We start from the raw sequence: 15,532 nt of genomic DNA on the forward strand, positions 1-15,532 counted from the left end.
AGCCATGGCGACCTTGACCACCTCCGACGACTACGTGAACCTGCTGCGCGACCTGGTGGGCTTCCCGGTCTCGCCCGACGAGCTCGACACGCCCTTCGACATGCTCAACGGCTGGGACTCGGTGCACCTGCTCAAGCTGGTCACCGCGATCGAGCGGGAGAGCGGGGTGCGGCTCGCCGTCGCCCGGGTGCTGGAGGCGCAGACACTCAACGAGATCTTCGGTCTGGCGTCGCTCGCATGAGCACCGGCACGGGCACGGACGGCGGCGCCGGCACCGGCGGCCTCGCGGGGCCGGGCCTGGTCGTGGTTCCCGAGCGGCAGCGCCGGCACACCCTGTACTTCCTGGAGTACGCCTTCGCCGCCCAGCGGTCCGTCGCCATCGACTGCGTGGTCGACATGACGGCCGTCCAGGCGCACCGCCGGGCGGCCAAGGCGGACGGGCACGCGTTCTCGCTGGTCAGCTATGTCGTCTGGGCGGGCTCCCGCGCCGTGGCGCGCCAGCCCGAGGCCAACTCCGCGCTGATCGGCCGGTGGCGCCCCCGTCTGGTGCGCTACCCGCGGGTCAACACCAAGGTCGCGCTGGACAAGACCATGGACGGCCGCCGGGTCGTGCTCTCCGCGCTGGTGCGCGGCTCCGAACGGCTCGGACTGGAGGCCATCCAGCGCGAGATCGTCCGCCATCGCGACGGCGACCCCGAGACGATGCCGGAGTTCGCGGGCGTGCGGAAGCTCAACCGGCTTCCCGCGCCCGTCGGCCGGTGGATGTTCCGCCGCCTGCTGCGCCGCCCCGCCGTGCGCGGTCTGGCGCTGGGCACCCTGTCCGTGAGCTGTCTGGGCCACCGGCCCGTCGACGCCTTCATGGGCGCCGGCGGCACCGCGGTCACCTTGAACGTCGGCCGGATGCACGACCAACCGTGGGTCCGGGGTGGGGAGGTGACCGTGGCACCGGTGATGCGGGTCAACCTCACCTTCGACCACAGAGTGATCGACGGAGCCATCGCCGCGGACATCCTCGGAGACATCAAGGACACCCTGGAGAACATCCATGCGTACGGCGCCGCAGAGCAGCCCCCTGCCCGTGATTCCGCCGCCGGTCAAGATCGCCGCTCCCCATACGTGGGAGGACGTGCGTGACAACATCGAGCGGTTCGGCACGGCCGTGCTCTACGCCCGGCTCGACTCCTTCCAGCAGGAGTCGCGGGACGAGTCCGCGCTGCGCCGGCTGCTCGGCCGCGACTGGGCCCGCTACACCGGGTTCGGGCACCCGGTGCTGCGGCGCCAGTTCGCGGCCACCCGGGCCCTGCTGAAGGAGGCCGCGGCGCTGGTGCTGCGGGTGCCGGCGGAGTCGGTCGAGCTGTCCTACGGCCCCAGCGGCCGCCCCTACCTGCGCGGTTACGACCAGCTCGACATGAGCCTCAGCCACACCGAGGACATGCTCGTGGTCGGGCTGACCACCAGTGGCCTGATCGGCGTGGACGTGGAGCGCGCGGACCGGATGCTGTGGGGCCCGGGTCTGGGCCGCCAGATCTGCACCCCGCACGAGCTCCGGCTGCTGACCGGGCTGCCCGAGGCGCAGCGCAACCCCAGCCTGGTGCGCCTGTGGACGCTCAAGGAGGCCTACAGCAAGGCCATCGGGCAGGGCATGCAGTTCCGGTTCACCGAGTTCGGCTTCGCCGCCGACTCGGCCGAGGACGCCACCGACGTCCAGGCCCTGCGGCCCGACGGCGCGCCCGGCACCGGCGACGAGTGGTCCTTCAGCACCTTCGCGCTGCCGGAGGGCTTCTGCGTCAGCGCGGTCGTCTACAACGCGGGCTTCGGCAGCGGGTTCGACCCCGCCGCCGGGACCATGCTCGACCAGGGCCTGGTGGCCGCGCTGTCCGCGGCCCTCGGCTCCGGCCCGGCCCCCCACATCGAGGAATGAGGAAGGCGACGTGAACGGTATGACGGGGGACGACCTCGGTGACCACGGTGACCACGGTGACCTCGGTGCGCTCGGTGACCTCGCCGAGCTGAAGCAGTTCGTCCTGCTCCACGCCCGCGCGCTGGGGCTGGAGCCCGAGACGGCCGCGCAGGTCCGCGACCGGATCGAACACGACGACGGGAGGGCGGGGAGCGGCTCCTGGGTCGGCGAGTGGTCGGCCGAGGCGGAACGGCGGATCTCCGCCGGGGACCTGCCCGGCGCGATCTCCCGCTACCTGCTGGCGAGCTTCCCCTACCCGCGCGACGCCGCCCGGCAGGGCGCCCGCAAGAGCGCCCTGTCGGTCTTCGACGCCTGGCGGCAGGCCGTGCCGGCCGTGGAGCGGCTCACCGTGGAGACCCCGGACGGGGTCTTCCACGCCTGGGCCAGGGGCCTTGACCGGGACCGTCCCAAGCCGGTGCTGGTGGTCACCGGCGGCATCGTGTCGGTCAAGGAGCAGTGGGCGCCCTTTCTGGACCTGGCCGCGGCGCTCGGCGCGGCGGCCGTGATCACGGAGATGCCGGGCGTCGGCGAGAACACCCTCACCTACACCCGGGACAGCCACCGGATGTACGGGGCGGTCCTCGACGCCGTCGCCGACCGGGCCGACAGCACGCACGCGGTCCTGGTGGCGCTGAGCTTCAGCGGGCACCTGGCGCTGCGTCAGGCCGCGGTCGACGAGCGCATCCGCGGCGTGGTCACCGTCGGCGCGCCGGTGGCCCGCTTCTTCGACGACGCGTCCTGGCGACCGGTGGTCCCCGAGGTGACGGTGGGCGCCGTCACGCACCACGCGGGCCTCGGCGGAGTAGACCGTGCCGGGCTGTTCGCGACGCTCGCCGACTGGGGGCTCACCCCGCAGGAGCTGGAGGCGCTGCGCATTCCGGTGGCCTACGTGCGCAGCCTGCGCGACGAGGTCATCCCCAACGAGGAGGCGGAACTGCTGCGGCAGCACGTCGCCGGGCTGCGGCTGGCCGACTTCGACGACGTCCACGGCTCTCCCGGCCACATCGACGAGGTGCGGGAGTGGATGGCGGCCGCCGTGGCGGACATGCTCGGCACGGTCGCCCGCTCCGGACTCACTCTCGGCACCCTCCAGGAGGTGAACCGGTGAACGGCTTCGACGCCGCGCCCACGCCCTACCTGCCCCATCCACCGAGCGGCGACGCGCTGCTGAACCTGTTCTGCTTCCACCACGCGGGCGGCAACGCCGCCGCGTTCCGGGGCTGGGCCGAGTTCCTCGGCCCGGACGTCTCGGTGGTCCCGATCCAGCTGCCCGGCCGGGCCAGCCGTATCCGCGAACCCCGGTTCACCGAACTGGAGCCGCTGGTGCGGGAGGTGGAGGACGCGCTGCATCCCTGGCTGGACCGTCCCTACCTGTTCTACGGCCACAGCATGGGCGCGCTGCTGGCCCACCAGGTGGCCGCGCGACTACGGCCGGACGCGCTTCAGCCCGAGGCCCTGATCGTCGGCGGCTACCCCGCGCCGCATCTGCCCCACGCGCTGGACATGCCGGCGGACATGACGGACCAGGATCTGATGGAGACCCTGCTGGGCCTCGGCGGCCTGCCCGCCGAACTGGCGGACAGCCCCGAGTGGCTGGAGGTGCTGATGCCGGTCATCCGGGACGACCTCACCGTCTCCGCGAACCACCGCCCCGCCCCGCCGCGGCGGCTGCCGATCCCGATCCACGTGCTGGCCGGACAGCACGACCTGCTGGTGGACGTCGGCGACGTGCTCGCCTGGGAGCAGCACACCTCGGCGGGGTACCGCGCGGAGACGCTTCCCGGCGGGCACTTCTTCCCGCGCGAGTACCCGGCCGCGTTCTACGCGGCGCTGCTGCGCGCGGTCTCCGCCTGGCTCCCGTTCGAGCTGGACGGCGCGCGGGCCTTCGGCTGAGGCCGGCTGGTCGGCCGACCGACCGACTGATCGGCCCGGCCGGCTCGGCCCGGCCCGGCCCGGCCGCTAAAGCGGGACTTAAACGGTCTCCCCGACCATCGCAGGGGCGACCCAGACACCAGAACCAAGACCGGAGGTTTCCTCATGGCACAGCCCGTGACCCGGCCGGACCGCAAGGGAGGGACGGCCGTCGGCATCGGCGCCGCGGGTCTCGCGGCGACCCTGCTGGTACTCCTCTTCGTGTGGATCGTCGGAGCGTCGATGAGCTCCCCGCAGCCGCACGACATCCCCGTCGGGGTGGTCGGCCCCGCCCCCGTGGCCCAGCAGGTGGTCCACGGCATCGACGCGGCCCAGCCCGGCGCCTTCGACCCGCGCGTCTACGCCGACGCCGACACCGCCCGCGCGGCGCTGGCCCGCCAGGACGTGCTGGGCGTGGTCGTGCTCGGCCAGGGCCAGGACCAGGTGCTGGTCACCGGCGCCTCCGGCGACGCGGACAAGCAGGCGGTCCTCACGCTGGGCCAGCAACTGGCCGCGCACCAGTCCGCGCAGCTCCAGGTGGTCGACACGGCCCCGCTCCCGCACGGCGACGAGCACGGGCTGCTGGCCTTCACCCTGATGGTCGGCCTCAGCCTGGCGGGCCTGGTCTTCCAGGCGATGCTGTGGCTGCGCTTCCGCGGCCTCGGCCGCGTGGTCTGGCTCGGCTCCGCGGTGGCGTTCTCGCTGGTGGCCGGTGTCGTCGCGGCGAGCGTCGCGGACCTCGGCCTCGGCGCCTTCGGCGGGCACCTGTGGGAGGTGGCCGCGATCGGCGCGCTGCTCGCCTTCGCGACGGTGTCCACCGTCGCCCTGCTGCTGCGGGTGCTCGGCTTCCCGGCCTTCCCGATCGCGACCCTGCTCCTGATCCAGCTGGGCATCGCCACCTCCGGCGGCCCGCTCCCCCGGCAGTTCCTGCCCTCCTTCTACCGGGCCGTCTCCCCCGGCATGCCCGGCTCGGCCGAGGTCCTCGCGGTCCGCCGCGTCGCCTACCTCCCGAACGCGCCCATCGGCACCGAGCTCACCGTCCTGGCCCTCTGGGCGGGCGCCGGCGCCCTCCTCACCCTCGCCCTCTGGACTCTCCGCACGGCCCGTCCCACACCCCCCGCTCCTCCGGAGTCCCCGGCCCCGGCCCCGACCCCCGACATCCCGGTCCAGACCGGAGCCTGACCCACCCCCGAGCAGGAGGCCCGCCGCTTTCCCCCCGCGGCGGGCCTCCGCGATGGCGGCGGGCTACTTCGGGGTCGATGCCGAGGCGATCAAGAAGCTGACCCAGCGGCACCGCGAGGAGCTGGAATCGAACGGAATGACCGTGCTTCGGGGAGAAGCCCTGGTCGGCTTCGAGAGGGACATCATGTCCCTCTCGAACAAGAGTTATCCACAGGCCCTTCGTTCCAACCTGACCCTGCTCAGCCGCCGGGCGGTGCTGAACATCGCCATGCTGCTGCGCGACAGCGACGTCGCGCGTCGGGTACGGGTCCACCTGCTCGACGTGGAGGCGTCCGCGCGGGCGGAGCCCGGAGTGCTGGAGCGGTACGTCACCGAGCTCGCGGCCACGACCGCGGCGCGGGTCGCGTGCGAGGTCGTCGAGTCCCGCATCGACGCCCGGCTGAGGCCGCACACCGACGTGATCGGCGCGCTCAGCGTGAAGGTCACCAACGTCGAGTGCGCCGTGGCGGGCGTCCAGGACGCGCTGGCCGGTGTCCGTCAGGAGTTGGCCGAGCTACGGGCGGAACGCTGGATCCGGTTGTACCGGCGACGTTGTCGTTGACGGCCCTGTTATCCGCGGGACAGTCGCCAGACCGTCGTGCGCTTGGTCTCCGCGTCCTCCAGCTCGCGCTGGACCGGGACGGCGTAGCTCTCCAGTGGGTCGAACTCGGTGCGTGGCAGGTAGGCGCGGCCGGGGTCACCGACGAAAGCGGTGGCTCCGGCCGTTCGCGCGCGGTGGAGGAAGGAGAGGACGCGGGTGGCGAGGGTGCGTTCGTAGAACGCGTCGCCGACGAGGACGACGTCCGCGGCGGGGGTGGGGTCGGCGTCGAGGACGTCGCCGAGGGCCGGGCCGAGGGTGACGTCGTTGGCGGCCGCGTTGAGGGCGAGCGCGTCCAGGGCGAGTGGGTCGATCTCGCTGACCTCGACGCTCGCGGCCCCGGCCCGCACCGCCGCGATGGCGACCAGCCCCGAGCCGGACGCCAGGTCGAGCACGCGCTTGCCGGCCACCGTCTCGGGGTGGTCCAGCACGTACCGCGCGAGCGCCAGCCCACCGGCCCAGGCCTGCGCCCAGAACGGCGGCGGCGGGTTGTCCTGGCCGGACGTGCTCTCGGTCTCCGCCCACAGGTCGAAGACCTGGTCGGCGAGGTGCAGCCGCACCTCCGTCAGAAAGCCGGGACTGGCGGGCGCGAGCCGCGTGTGCGCGCGCACGAACTCGGCGGCGCTCGGGAGTGGGGTGACGGGGATCACCGCGCCAGTCTGGCGGGCCAGGGGGCGGGCAGGCAATGTCAGAGGGGCGCGAGCCCCCACCGGTGCGGTGGAGCCTCGCGCCCCTCTGGTGCGTGGATCGGCTCAGCCGTTGCCGCCGCCGTTGCCCTGGCCGGGGGGCGTGAAGCCGCCGTTGCCGTTCCCGCCGATGATGCCCGGGGTGCCGCCGCCGCTCGGGTTGCCGGTCTGGCCCTGGTCGGTGGTGGCGGCCTGCGGGTTGATGACGATCGCGACCTGGCTGTTCGCCGGGACCTGCGTGCTGCCGTCCGTGGCCACGGGCTGGCCGTTGACCGTCTCGGTCAGGACGTTGCCGTCCGGCTGGCCGGGCTGGTTGGCCGGAGCGTAGCTCCGCACGCAGATCAGGTGCTGGGCCTCGATCTGCTGGCAGGCCGACTGGTAGTCGGTGCCGACGATGTACGGCACCTGGGACATCGCCTGGCCGCTGGAGACGACCACGTCGATGGACGTGCCCTTGGGCTGGCTGCCCGTCGGCGTGTAGCTGATGATCTGTCCCTTGGCGATCGTCCCGGACGCCTGACTCGTCTGCTGCCCGAGCTGGAAGCCCTTGTTCGTCAGCGCCGTCGTCGCCTGGTCGACGGTCATGCCGTCGAGGTTCGGGACGCCGTCCGTCAGCGGGCCGCTGCTCAGCTGGACGGTGATGGTGGCGCCGTCCTGGATCGTCGTGCCGGCCACCGGGTCCTGCTTGCAGATCTTGCCCTTGTCGGCGGTGTTCGTGTCGCAGGCGATGGACGTGCCCTTGACCAGGTGCACCTTGGTGCCGAACTGGTTGTTGATCTGCGCCTGGGCGTCCGTGAAGGACTGCCCGGTCAGCGAGGGTGCCTGCATGGTGGTGTTCGCCGAGTTGCCGAACATCGACTTGGTCACGAAGAACGCGCCCAGCAGCACCAGCACCGCCGCGACGATCAGCACGATCACCGAGGTGTTCCGGTTGCGGCCGCCGCCGGACGCCGCCCTGCGGCGGTCGCCGCGGCCGCCGCCGTAGCCGTTGTCGTACTCGTCGTCGTAGCCCTGGCCGGGGTCGTAGCCGTCGCCGCCCGCGTCGTAGCCCTGGCCGGAGCCGGGCAGGATGCTGGTCTGGCCGCCCTGCGGGCCGTGGCCGCCGGGGACCGGGGGCATCGCCATGGTCCGGCCGTACTGGTCGGTCTGCGGCTGCTGGCCGTAGCCGTTCATGCCGAAGGCCATCGTCGGGGTCGAGGCCGCGGCGACCGGCAGGCCGTCGAGGGCGCGCTCGATGTCGGCGCGCATCTCGTCCGCGGACTGGTAGCGGTAGTCGCGGTCCTTGGCGAGCGCCTTCATCACGATGGCGTCGTACTCGGGCCGCAGCTCCGGGTCGTAGAAGGAGGGCGGGTTCGCCTCCTCGCGGACGTGCTGGTAGGCCACGGCCACGGGGGAGTCGCCGACGAACGGCGGGCGGACGGTCAGCAGCTCGTAGAGCAGACAGCCGGTGGAGTACAGGTCCGAGCGGGCGTCGACCTGCTCGCCCTTGGCCTGCTCCGGGGAGAGGTACTGGGCGGTGCCGATGACCGCGGCGGTCTGCGTCATGGTCATCCCGGAGTCGCCCATGGCGCGGGCGATGCCGAAGTCCATGACCTTGACCTGGCCCGTGCGCGTCAGCATGACGTTCGCGGGCTTGATGTCGCGGTGCACGATGCCGTTGCGGTGCGAGTACTCCAGCGCCTGGAGGATGCCGATGCACATCTCCATCGCGCGCTCCGGCAGCAGCCGGCGGCCGGAGTGCAGCAGCTCACGCAGGGTGGAGCCGTCGACGTACTCCATCACGATGTACGGGATGGAGATGCCGTCGATGTAGTCCTCGCCCGTGTCGTAGACCGCCACGATCGAGGGGTGGTTCAGTGACGCCGCGGACTGTGCCTCGCGACGGAACCGGGCCTGGAAAGACGGGTCGCGGGCCATGTCGGTCCGCAGCGTCTTGACGGCGACGGCGCGTCCGAGCCGGATGTCGTGACCGATGTAGACCTCGGCCATGCCGCCGCGTCCGAGAACGCCGCCCAGCTCGTACCGGCCGCCGAGGCGACGCGGTTCTTCCATGGTTCGAGCCCTCTCCACTCTCCGGTCCGCCCAGCCGCGCCCGCATGGGTTGTGGTGCGGGCGGACAGACCGCTGCTGCGGATACGCTACCGGGCGCGCAAGTCAATGCGGATTCGCCGGACGACCTGATACAGGAATGGAATACGTCTGCGCTGGACGAACACGGCGAACGTGGCTTTGGTCACCCACCGTTCGGCCCAGCGTGGCGGGGCGTGACGAGGGTCACTGGCCGAGGTAGGCCTGCATCATCGTCTTGGCGATCGGCGCGGCGAGGTGCATGCCCGAGATGTCGCCACGAGCCGTGTCGCTGTCCTCGACCACGACCGCCACGGCGATCTGCTTGCCGTTCGCGCCCTTGGCCCAGGAGACGAACCAGGCGTACGGGTTGTTGGAGTTGTTCACGCCGTTCTGCGCGGTACCGGTCTTGCCGCCCACCGTGACCCCGGGGATCTTCGCGGTCGTACCGGTGCCGTTCAGGACGACGTTGACCATCATCGTCTGCAACTGCGCGGCGACCTCGGGCGTGGTGGCCTGGGACAGCTGCTTGGGCGACCACTGCGAGATCACCGAGTTGTTCGCGGAGCGCTCCTCGGAGACCAGGTAGGGCTGCATCAGCGAGCCGTTGTTGCAGATCGCGGCGGCGACCATGGCCATCTGCAGCGGGGTGGCCCTGGTGTCGAACTGGCCGATGGAGGACTGCGCGGTCTGCGCCTGGCCCATGCCCTTGTCGAAGTTGCTGGCGGTGACGCCCACCGGGATGGTCAGCGAGGAGTTGTTGAAGCCGAACTTCTGCGCCTCCTCCAGCATCCGCGCCCCGCCCATCTCGGCGCCCAGCTTGCCGAAGACGGTGTTGCAGGACAGCGCCAGCGCGGTGTTCATCGACGCGTCCTTGCAACCGGTGTCGCCGGCCTCGTTCACCAGCTTCTGGTTGTTGGTGCCCGGCAGGGTGTACGGGTCGGGGGTCTGCGTCGGCGCGTTGATGTCGGTGACGTTGCCGTTCTCCAGCGCCGCCGCGGCGGTGACCAGCTTGAACGTCGAGCCCGGCGGGTAGGTCTGGCGCAGGGCCCGGTTGAGCATCGGCTGCGACGGGTCCTTCAGCAGCGCGTTCCAGTTCTTCGCGTACTCGCTGGTGACACCGGCGATGCTGGTCGGGTCGTAGGACGGGAAGCTGACCAGGCCGAGGATGGCACCGGTCGAGGGGTCCAGGGCGACGGCCGCGCCCTTCTTGCCCTGCAGGCCGTTCCAGCCCGCCTGCTGCACCTTCGGGTCGATCGTGGTGACGATGTCGCCACCCTGCTTCTGCTTGCCGGTCAGCGTGTCCAGCGCGTTGCGGAAGAACAGGCGCGAGTCCGTCCCGGACAGGATCGGGTCCTCGACGTTCTCCAGCAGGTTGGAGCCGAAGGCCTGGGAACTGTAGCCGGTGATCGGCGCGTACATCGGGCCGTTCACGTAGGCCCGGCGGTACTTGTAGTAGTTGCCGTTGACCAGCAGGTCCTTGGTGACCGCCTGCCCGCCGACGATGATGTCGCCGCGCGGGTAGCTGTAGGCCTCGATCACGGTGCGCTTGTTGTGGACGTTCGCGTTGAGCGCGCTCGCGTCCAGGCCCTGCACCCAGTTGGCCCGGATCATCAGTGCCAGCACCAGGAGCAGGCAGAACACGGAGACCCTGCGGATCGGCTTGTTCATGGGGCGCTCAACTCCGGCGGCTTTCGGCATGCTGACGTTCGGCACCCTACATGGGCGCCTTGTGTCCTTAGGACGGCTACGGCGCGGTTCCCGGTTGCAGCAGCTCACCCGGAGCGGGTCGGCGGGCCAGATCGCTGATCTTGAGCAGGACCGCGACCAGCGCCCAGTTGGTGATCACCGAGGAGCCGCCCTGGGCGATGAACGGCAGCGTCATGCCGGTGAGCGGGATGGCCCCGGTGACGCCCCCGGCGACGATGAACACCTGGAGTGCGAAGGCGGCGGAGAGCCCGACCGCGAGCATCTTGCCGAACGGGTCGCGGGCGGCGAGCGCGGTCCGCAGGCCCCGCTCGACCAGCAGGCCGTAGAGCAGCAGTACCGCTATCACCCCGGCGACGCCGGTCTCCTCGCCGATGGTGCCGAGGATGAAGTCGCTCTTGGCGGCGAAGCCGATCAGCCAGGAGCTCCCCTGCCCGAGCCCCGTCCCGAGCGCGCCGCCCGCGCCCAGCGCGAACAGCGCCTGCCCGATCTGGCCGACGCCGTTCCCGCCGCCGGTGGCCAGCGGGTGCAGCCACTCGTCGATCCGTCCGCGCACGTGGCCCTCGGTGCGCGCCACCGCCCAGAAGCCCAGCCCGGCCATCAGCACCCCGAAGAGCACCCAGCTGGTGCGCTCGGTGGCCACGTAGAGCATCACCACGAAGATCCCGAAGAACAGCACGGAGGTACCGAGGTCGGTCTCCACGACGAGGATCACCAGGCTGAGCGCCCAGACCACCAGGATCGGCCCGAGGTCGCGTCCGCGCGGCAGGTACAGGCCCAGGAAGCGCCGGCTGGCGAGGGCGAGGGCGTCCCGCTTGACCATCAGGAAGCCGGAGAAGAAGACCGGCAGCAGGATCTTCACGAACTCGCCCGGCTGGATCGAGAACCCGCCGAAGTGGATCCAGATGCGCGCGCCGAAGTCGCTGGCGCGGGTCGGGAAGAACGCGGGCAGGGCCAGCAGGACCAGGGCGGCGAAGCCGGAGAGGTAGGTGTACCGCTGGAGCCGGCGGTGGTCCTTGAGCAGCGCCATGACGGCGACGAAGAGGGCGATCCCGAGGCCGGACCAGAGCAGCTGGTTCTCGGCGGCGGGGTAGTTCGGGTGCAGCTGGCGGGCCTTGTCGAGGCGCCAGATGAAGACCAGCCCGAGGCCGTTCAGCAGGGCCGCGATGGGCAGCATCAGCGGGTCCGCGTTCGGCGCGAAGCGCCGGACGGCGAGGTGGGCCAGCACGGCGAAGGCGCCGAGCCCGGCGCCGTACCCCACCATCCCGGCGGGCAGCCGCCCGTCCATGGCGAGACCGGTCTCCGCGTAGGCGAGGACGGGCACGAGCACGGCGAAGACGAGCAGGGAAAGCTCGGTGTTCCTGCGGTTCGGCGCACCCCGCGGCACGACCGCGACGACAGGACTCTCCGTGGCCGTCATCTCAGATCGCCGCTCCCGCCTCAGGTTGCCCCTGGAATAGTGCGACCTGCGGCGGAAAGCTAAACCTCCGTCAGGAGGCCGCGCACTGTTGGGCGACCGTCGCGTCGGCGCCGGTGAAGCTGGGCGTCGGGGAGGGCTGCGGTGCGGGGCTCGTGGAGGGGTGGGTGCCCGGCTTGGGGCTGCCCGACGGCTTCGGGGCCGGTGTGGGCGTCGTCGGGGTGGTCTTCTCCGCGCGGACCTGGCGGCAGATGGTCGCCTCGTGCTTGAGCTGGCTGACCTTGCTCTGGGCGTCACCCAGGCTGGCCGCCGAGATCGGGCCGTCCGCGATGTTCTTCTGGTCCATCCCGGGCAGGTCCTTCAGCGGGACGTCCGTGTGGTCCTCGTAGACCGACGAGAGCTTGAGCCCGGCCAGGTTCTGCGAGATCCCTTTGTAGATCGCGACGTGGTCCCCGTTCGCGCCGACGTAGTACTGGGTCTGCGTCCACTGGTAGCCGAAGTACGCGCCACCGCCCAGCAGGGCGATCAGGGCCACACCGAGCGTCGTCGGCATCAGCCAGCCCCGTCGCTTCTTCTCCTTCGCGCGGCGGCGGCTGCGGCGGCCCTCCGGCTCGTAGTCGTCGTCGAAGCCGCCCTCGTACTCGTCGTACTCCTGGTAGCCGCCCTGGCCGGCGTCCGCGCCGTCCTCGGCGCCGTAGGCCTCGGGACCGCGGCCCCGGCCGAGCGAGGCCGCCCGGGAGGCGGGGGTGCTGGCCACGGACTGGTGGTGGACGCCGTCGGCGACCGCGCCGACCACGACGGGGGCGTCGGCGAACTGCGTCGCGGCCATCGGGTCCTGCTCGCCGATGTCGAGCACGTCGGCGACGACGCAGGTGATGTTGTCGGGGCCGCCGCCGCGCAGCGCCAGCTCGATCAGCTCGGCGATGGTCTGCTCGGGCGAGTAGTAGCTGCCGAGGGTCTCCTCGATGGTCTGGTGCGAGACCACCCCGGACAGGCCGTCGGAACAGAGCAGGTAGCGGTCGCCGGCACGGACCTCGCGGATCGACAGGTCCGACTCGACCTCACCGGTGCCCATCAGCGCGCGCATGATCAGCGAGCGCTGCGGGTGGGTGGAGGCCTCCTCCTCGGTGATCCGGCCCTCGTCGACGAGGCGCTGCACCCAGGTGTGGTCGGTGGTGATCTGCGTCAGCACGCCGTCGCGCAGCAGGTAGGCGCGGGAGTCGCCGATGTGGATCAGCCCGGCCGTCTGGCCGGTCCACAGGATGGCGGTGAGCGTGGTGCCCATGCCCTCCAGGTTCGGGTCGGCCTCGACCAGGACACGCAGGCGCTCGTTGGCACGCTCGGTGGCGGCCTGGAGGGCGGCCATGGGGTCGGTGCCGGGAGCGGTCTCGTCGAGCTCGACGATCGTGGACAGCACCTCCGATGAGGCGACCTCGCCCGCTGCCTGCCCGCCCATGCCGTCCGCGACGGCGAGCAGCCGGGGACCGGCGAAGCCGGAGTCCTCGTTGCCCTCGCGGATCATGCCCTTGTGCGAACCGGCGGCGAATCGCAGCACCAGGCTCATGTGCCGTCCGCCCCCTTCCCTCGGTCCCCTGCGCGATGCCCCGGTGCAGCGTGCGTTGCTGCATCGTACGGCCACGACCGCCCGGCCGGTCGAACCAGGGCTTCCTCCACGACGGGGCCGCCCTCACGGTGGTGTGCGCGCTGGTTCATCACCGGGTCACTTCCGCAGCTCGATGACGGTGCGGCCGATCCGGATCGCCGACCCCGGCTGGAGCGGGGTGGGGCTGGTGAGCCGCTGGCTGTCGAGGAAGGTGCCGTTGGTCGAGCCGGTGTCCTCGACGATCCAGGCGCCGGCGTTGCGGTCCGGATAGATCCGGGCGTGCCGGGAGGAGGCGTAGTCGTCGTCGAGCACGATCGTGGAGTCGTGCGCCCGGCCGAGGGTGATGGTCTGCCCCTGGAGCGCGACGGTGGTGCCCGCCAGCGAGCCCTGGGTGATCACCAGGTGGGTCGGCGCCCCGCGACGCTGCCGCTGCTGCGTGGGCGCCTGCTGGCGCTGCTGTGGCGCGGTCGCGGCGGCCTGGGCAGGCTGGCGGGCGGTGGTCGGGTTGCCGCCGCCCTTGCGGGCCGGTGCGGCGGCGCGCTGGGTCACCTTGGTGCCGAACAGGTCGGAGCGGATCACCTGGACGGCGACGATCACGAACAGCCACAGCACGGCGAGGAAGCCGAGCCGCATGACCGTGAGGGTCAGTTCTGACATGTGCCCCGCGTCACCCTTCGGCTTGCCGGTAGACGATGGTGGTGCTGCCCACGACGATTCGAGAGCCGTCGCGGAGCGTAGCGCGGGTGGTGTGCTGGCCGTCGACGACGATGCCGTTGGTGGAGCCGAGATCGAGCACCATGCTCGGGTTCCCGACGCGGATCTCCGCGTGGCGCCGGGAGACGCCCGGGTCGTCCACGCGGACGTCGGCCTCCGTGCTGCGGCCCAGGACCAGGACCGGACGGTCCAGCGGGTGGTGCTGGCCGTTCAGCTCCAGCCAGCGACGCACCCCGGCGCCCGCGGCGGGCGCGGGGGCGGCGGAGCCCGGGAAGGCGTGGACGTCGGCCTCGGCGGGCCGGCCGGGGCCGCCGCTGAAGGCGGTGGGCCCGTCGACGCTGAACGGCGCGGCAGGCGGCGCGCTGGGCGGCATGGACGGCGGCGGGGGCACCTGCGCCTGCCCGGGCTGCGGCTCCCAGGCCTGCGCCTGCCGACCGCCGTAGGGGGCGGCGGGCTGCTGCTGCCCGTACTGCTGCTGCGCGTGCGCCTGGGCCTGCTGCTGGGCCGGGGCCTGTGCCTGGGCGGCCTCGGGGCCGGCCTGGATGCGGCTGCGGACCCGGTAGAGGCCGGTGTCGAGGTCGTCCGCGCGCTCCAGCTGGACGGCCAGCGGTCCCATGAAGGAGTAGCGCTGCGCCTGCGCGTACTCGCGCACCATCCCGGCGAGCTCGGTGCCGAGCTGGCCCGAGTACGGGCTGAGCCGCTCGTGGTCGTGCGGGCTGAGCTCGACGATGAAGTCGTTGGGCACCACGGTGCGGTCGCGGTTCCAGATGCTGGCGTTGTTGTCGCACTCGCGCTGCAGCGCGCCGGCGATCTCGACCGGCTGCACCTCCGACTTGAACACCTTGGCGAAGGCGCCGTTGACGAAGCCCTCCAGCCGCTGCTCGAACTTCTTCAGGGCTCCCACGGGGCACCCCCTTCCGTCGGGTGTCGTCGTCCCACCCGGCGTCCGGCGCGGGCGGCTGCTGCTTGTCTGCCTTACAGATCGTATCTACGCCCGGGGCCGACGTGTGGTTCCTCGTCGGCGTCGTTCGGGCCGCCGCCGCGACAGCAGGATGCCAGTGGACTGGTACCCGGCCCAGAAGGGGGACATCCCCGTCTCACTCGTTCGGCCGGGCCCGCCCTTGCGCCCCCGCGCCCCCGGCCAGGAGCGGATGTGATTCCACCCCCTGCGACGTGCTACTGTTCTTCTCGTCGGAAGGCGACACCGCGGAAAACGCGGAGCGGACAGGCCGGGAACAACCGGTTTGAAAGCCCCGGGAAAACTTCGGTAGAGTCGACGACATCACCCAGATGCGCGGGTGGCGGAATAGGCAGACGCGCTGGATTCAGGTTCCAGTGCCCGAAAGGGCGTGGGGGTTCAACTCCCCCCTCGCGCACATCGCGAAGGCGCCTCTCATGTGACGGAAGTCACGTGGGAGGCGCCTTTTTGCTGTCCCCTACGCGCCGGGGAAGCGCCGGGTTCCCAGGAAGTCGTGACCTGAGTAACGGTCCGGGGACGAATGACGGACGCCCGGCCAAGCCGCCGCGCAGGGGTGGTAAGAATTTCTGACTTTCGACTTACGCGGGGCCTGTGACCAAGCCGGGCCCCGCAATCATCACGTCATGAGGGGGACGCCGGCATGTCCGGACAACCTGGGCCTCGACGCGC

14 protein-coding genes and 1 tRNA gene are annotated in these 15,532 nt (G+C 71.7%); 8 read left to right on the plus strand and 7 right to left on the minus strand.

The genetic code is table 11. The annotated features are described in order from the left end of the window. The first annotated feature begins 4 nt into the window (after positions 1 to 4). The 7 genes from ABH931_RS01685 to ABH931_RS01715 all read left to right on the plus strand — a co-directional run bounded on the left by ABH931_RS01685 (position 5) and on the right by ABH931_RS01715 (position 5,654). Positions 5 to 241 (plus strand): acyl carrier protein, encoded by a 237-nt coding sequence (locus ABH931_RS01685; protein ID WP_370109082.1) that lies wholly within the window; start codon positions 5 to 7, stop codon positions 239 to 241. Continuing rightward, complete coding sequence (locus ABH931_RS01690; RefSeq protein WP_370109083.1) at positions 238 to 1,134, plus strand: 2-oxo acid dehydrogenase subunit E2; 897 nt, start codon at positions 238 to 240, stop codon at positions 1,132 to 1,134. The genes ABH931_RS01685 and ABH931_RS01690 overlap by 4 nt, the downstream gene beginning before the upstream one ends. Continuing rightward, positions 1,127 to 1,921, plus strand: a complete 795-nt coding sequence (locus ABH931_RS01695; protein WP_370109085.1) for a 4'-phosphopantetheinyl transferase superfamily protein — start codon at positions 1,127 to 1,129, stop codon at positions 1,919 to 1,921. The genes ABH931_RS01690 and ABH931_RS01695 overlap by 8 nt, the downstream gene beginning before the upstream one ends. Positions 1,922 to 1,940: 19 nt before the next feature. After that, positions 1,941 to 3,068, plus strand: a complete 1,128-nt coding sequence (locus tag ABH931_RS01700; RefSeq protein ID WP_370109462.1) for an alpha/beta hydrolase — start codon at positions 1,941 to 1,943, stop codon at positions 3,066 to 3,068. Beyond that, entirely contained in the window at positions 3,065 to 3,853 is a 789-nt protein-coding gene (locus ABH931_RS01705) for a thioesterase II family protein (RefSeq protein ID WP_370109087.1), read from the plus strand. Before ABH931_RS01700 ends, ABH931_RS01705 begins: the two co-directional genes overlap by 4 nt. A 144-nt stretch (positions 3,854 to 3,997) precedes the next feature. After that, positions 3,998 to 5,053: a hypothetical protein gene (locus tag ABH931_RS01710; RefSeq protein WP_370109089.1), complete on the plus strand. Its 1,056-nt coding sequence runs from the start codon at positions 3,998 to 4,000 to the stop codon at positions 5,051 to 5,053. Positions 5,054 to 5,105: 52 nt separating this feature from the next. Continuing rightward, positions 5,106 to 5,654: a hypothetical protein gene (locus ABH931_RS01715; protein WP_370109091.1), complete on the plus strand. Its 549-nt coding sequence runs from the start codon at positions 5,106 to 5,108 to the stop codon at positions 5,652 to 5,654. A gap of 8 nt (positions 5,655 to 5,662) precedes the next feature. Here the strand turns inward: ABH931_RS01715 and ABH931_RS01720 are convergent, their stop codons facing one another. From ABH931_RS01720 to ABH931_RS01750, 7 genes are all read right to left on the minus strand, one after another. After that, positions 5,663 to 6,340: a methyltransferase gene (locus ABH931_RS01720; protein ID WP_370109093.1), complete on the minus strand. Its 678-nt coding sequence runs from the start codon at positions 6,338 to 6,340 to the stop codon at positions 5,663 to 5,665. Between the two features lie 102 nt (positions 6,341 to 6,442). Further along, the gene (gene pknB, locus ABH931_RS01725; protein WP_370109095.1) at positions 6,443 to 8,428 is read right to left on the minus strand and encodes a Stk1 family PASTA domain-containing Ser/Thr kinase; all 1,986 of its coding nucleotides are present in this window, start codon (positions 8,426 to 8,428) and stop codon (positions 6,443 to 6,445) included. Positions 8,429 to 8,650: 222 nt separating this feature from the next. After that, positions 8,651 to 10,114: a peptidoglycan D,D-transpeptidase FtsI family protein gene (locus ABH931_RS01730; RefSeq protein WP_370109097.1), complete on the minus strand. Its 1,464-nt coding sequence runs from the start codon at positions 10,112 to 10,114 to the stop codon at positions 8,651 to 8,653. A gap of 76 nt (positions 10,115 to 10,190) precedes the next feature. Continuing rightward, complete coding sequence (locus ABH931_RS01735) at positions 10,191 to 11,570, minus strand: FtsW/RodA/SpoVE family cell cycle protein (RefSeq protein WP_370109098.1); 1,380 nt, start codon at positions 11,568 to 11,570, stop codon at positions 10,191 to 10,193. Between the two features lie 70 nt (positions 11,571 to 11,640). Next, positions 11,641 to 13,131 (minus strand): PP2C family serine/threonine-protein phosphatase, encoded by a 1,491-nt coding sequence (locus tag ABH931_RS01740; RefSeq protein ID WP_370109100.1) that lies wholly within the window; start codon positions 13,129 to 13,131, stop codon positions 11,641 to 11,643. 156 nt (positions 13,132 to 13,287) lie between these two features. Beyond that, positions 13,288 to 13,827 carry an FHA domain-containing protein gene (locus ABH931_RS01745; RefSeq protein WP_370109102.1) on the minus strand — a complete coding sequence of 180 codons (540 nt, stop codon included), beginning with the start codon at positions 13,825 to 13,827 and terminating at the stop codon, positions 13,288 to 13,290. A 10-nt stretch (positions 13,828 to 13,837) separates the two neighbouring features. After that, positions 13,838 to 14,788 (minus strand): FhaA domain-containing protein, encoded by a 951-nt coding sequence (locus tag ABH931_RS01750; RefSeq protein WP_370109104.1) that lies wholly within the window; start codon positions 14,786 to 14,788, stop codon positions 13,838 to 13,840. A 388-nt stretch (positions 14,789 to 15,176) separates the two neighbouring features. Here ABH931_RS01750 and ABH931_RS01755 point away from each other — a divergent pair. Further along, positions 15,177 to 15,260: transfer RNA gene (locus ABH931_RS01755), tRNA-Leu, on the plus strand. The last annotated feature ends 272 nt before the right edge of the window (positions 15,261 to 15,532 follow it).

The sequence above is a fragment of the Streptacidiphilus sp. MAP12-33 genome, from assembly GCF_041261265.1.
GTDB lineage: Bacteria > Actinomycetota > Actinomycetes > Streptomycetales > Streptomycetaceae > Streptacidiphilus.

Excerpts from the sequence above, each read along its gene's own strand:
- ABH931_RS01740 (WP_370109100.1), bottom strand. The coding sequence starts at position 13,131 with ATGAGCCTGGTGCTGCGATTCGCCGCCGGTTCGCACAAGGGCATGATC.
- ABH931_RS01735 (WP_370109098.1), bottom strand. The coding sequence starts at position 11,570 with ATGACGGCCACGGAGAGTCCTGTCGTCGCGGTCGTGCCGCGGGGTGCG.
- ABH931_RS01715 (WP_370109091.1), top strand. The coding sequence starts at position 5,106 with ATGGCGGCGGGCTACTTCGGGGTCGATGCCGAGGCGATCAAGAAGCTG.
- ABH931_RS01745 (WP_370109102.1), bottom strand. The coding sequence starts at position 13,827 with ATGTCAGAACTGACCCTCACGGTCATGCGGCTCGGCTTCCTCGCCGTG.
- ABH931_RS01690 (WP_370109083.1), top strand. The coding sequence starts at position 238 with ATGAGCACCGGCACGGGCACGGACGGCGGCGCCGGCACCGGCGGCCTC.
- ABH931_RS01685 (WP_370109082.1), top strand. The coding sequence starts at position 5 with ATGGCGACCTTGACCACCTCCGACGACTACGTGAACCTGCTGCGCGAC.
- ABH931_RS01730 (WP_370109097.1), bottom strand. The coding sequence starts at position 10,114 with ATGAACAAGCCGATCCGCAGGGTCTCCGTGTTCTGCCTGCTCCTGGTG.
- pknB (WP_370109095.1), bottom strand. The coding sequence starts at position 8,428 with ATGGAAGAACCGCGTCGCCTCGGCGGCCGGTACGAGCTGGGCGGCGTT.
- ABH931_RS01700 (WP_370109462.1), top strand. The coding sequence starts at position 1,941 with ATGACGGGGGACGACCTCGGTGACCACGGTGACCACGGTGACCTCGGT.
- ABH931_RS01710 (WP_370109089.1), top strand. The coding sequence starts at position 3,998 with ATGGCACAGCCCGTGACCCGGCCGGACCGCAAGGGAGGGACGGCCGTC.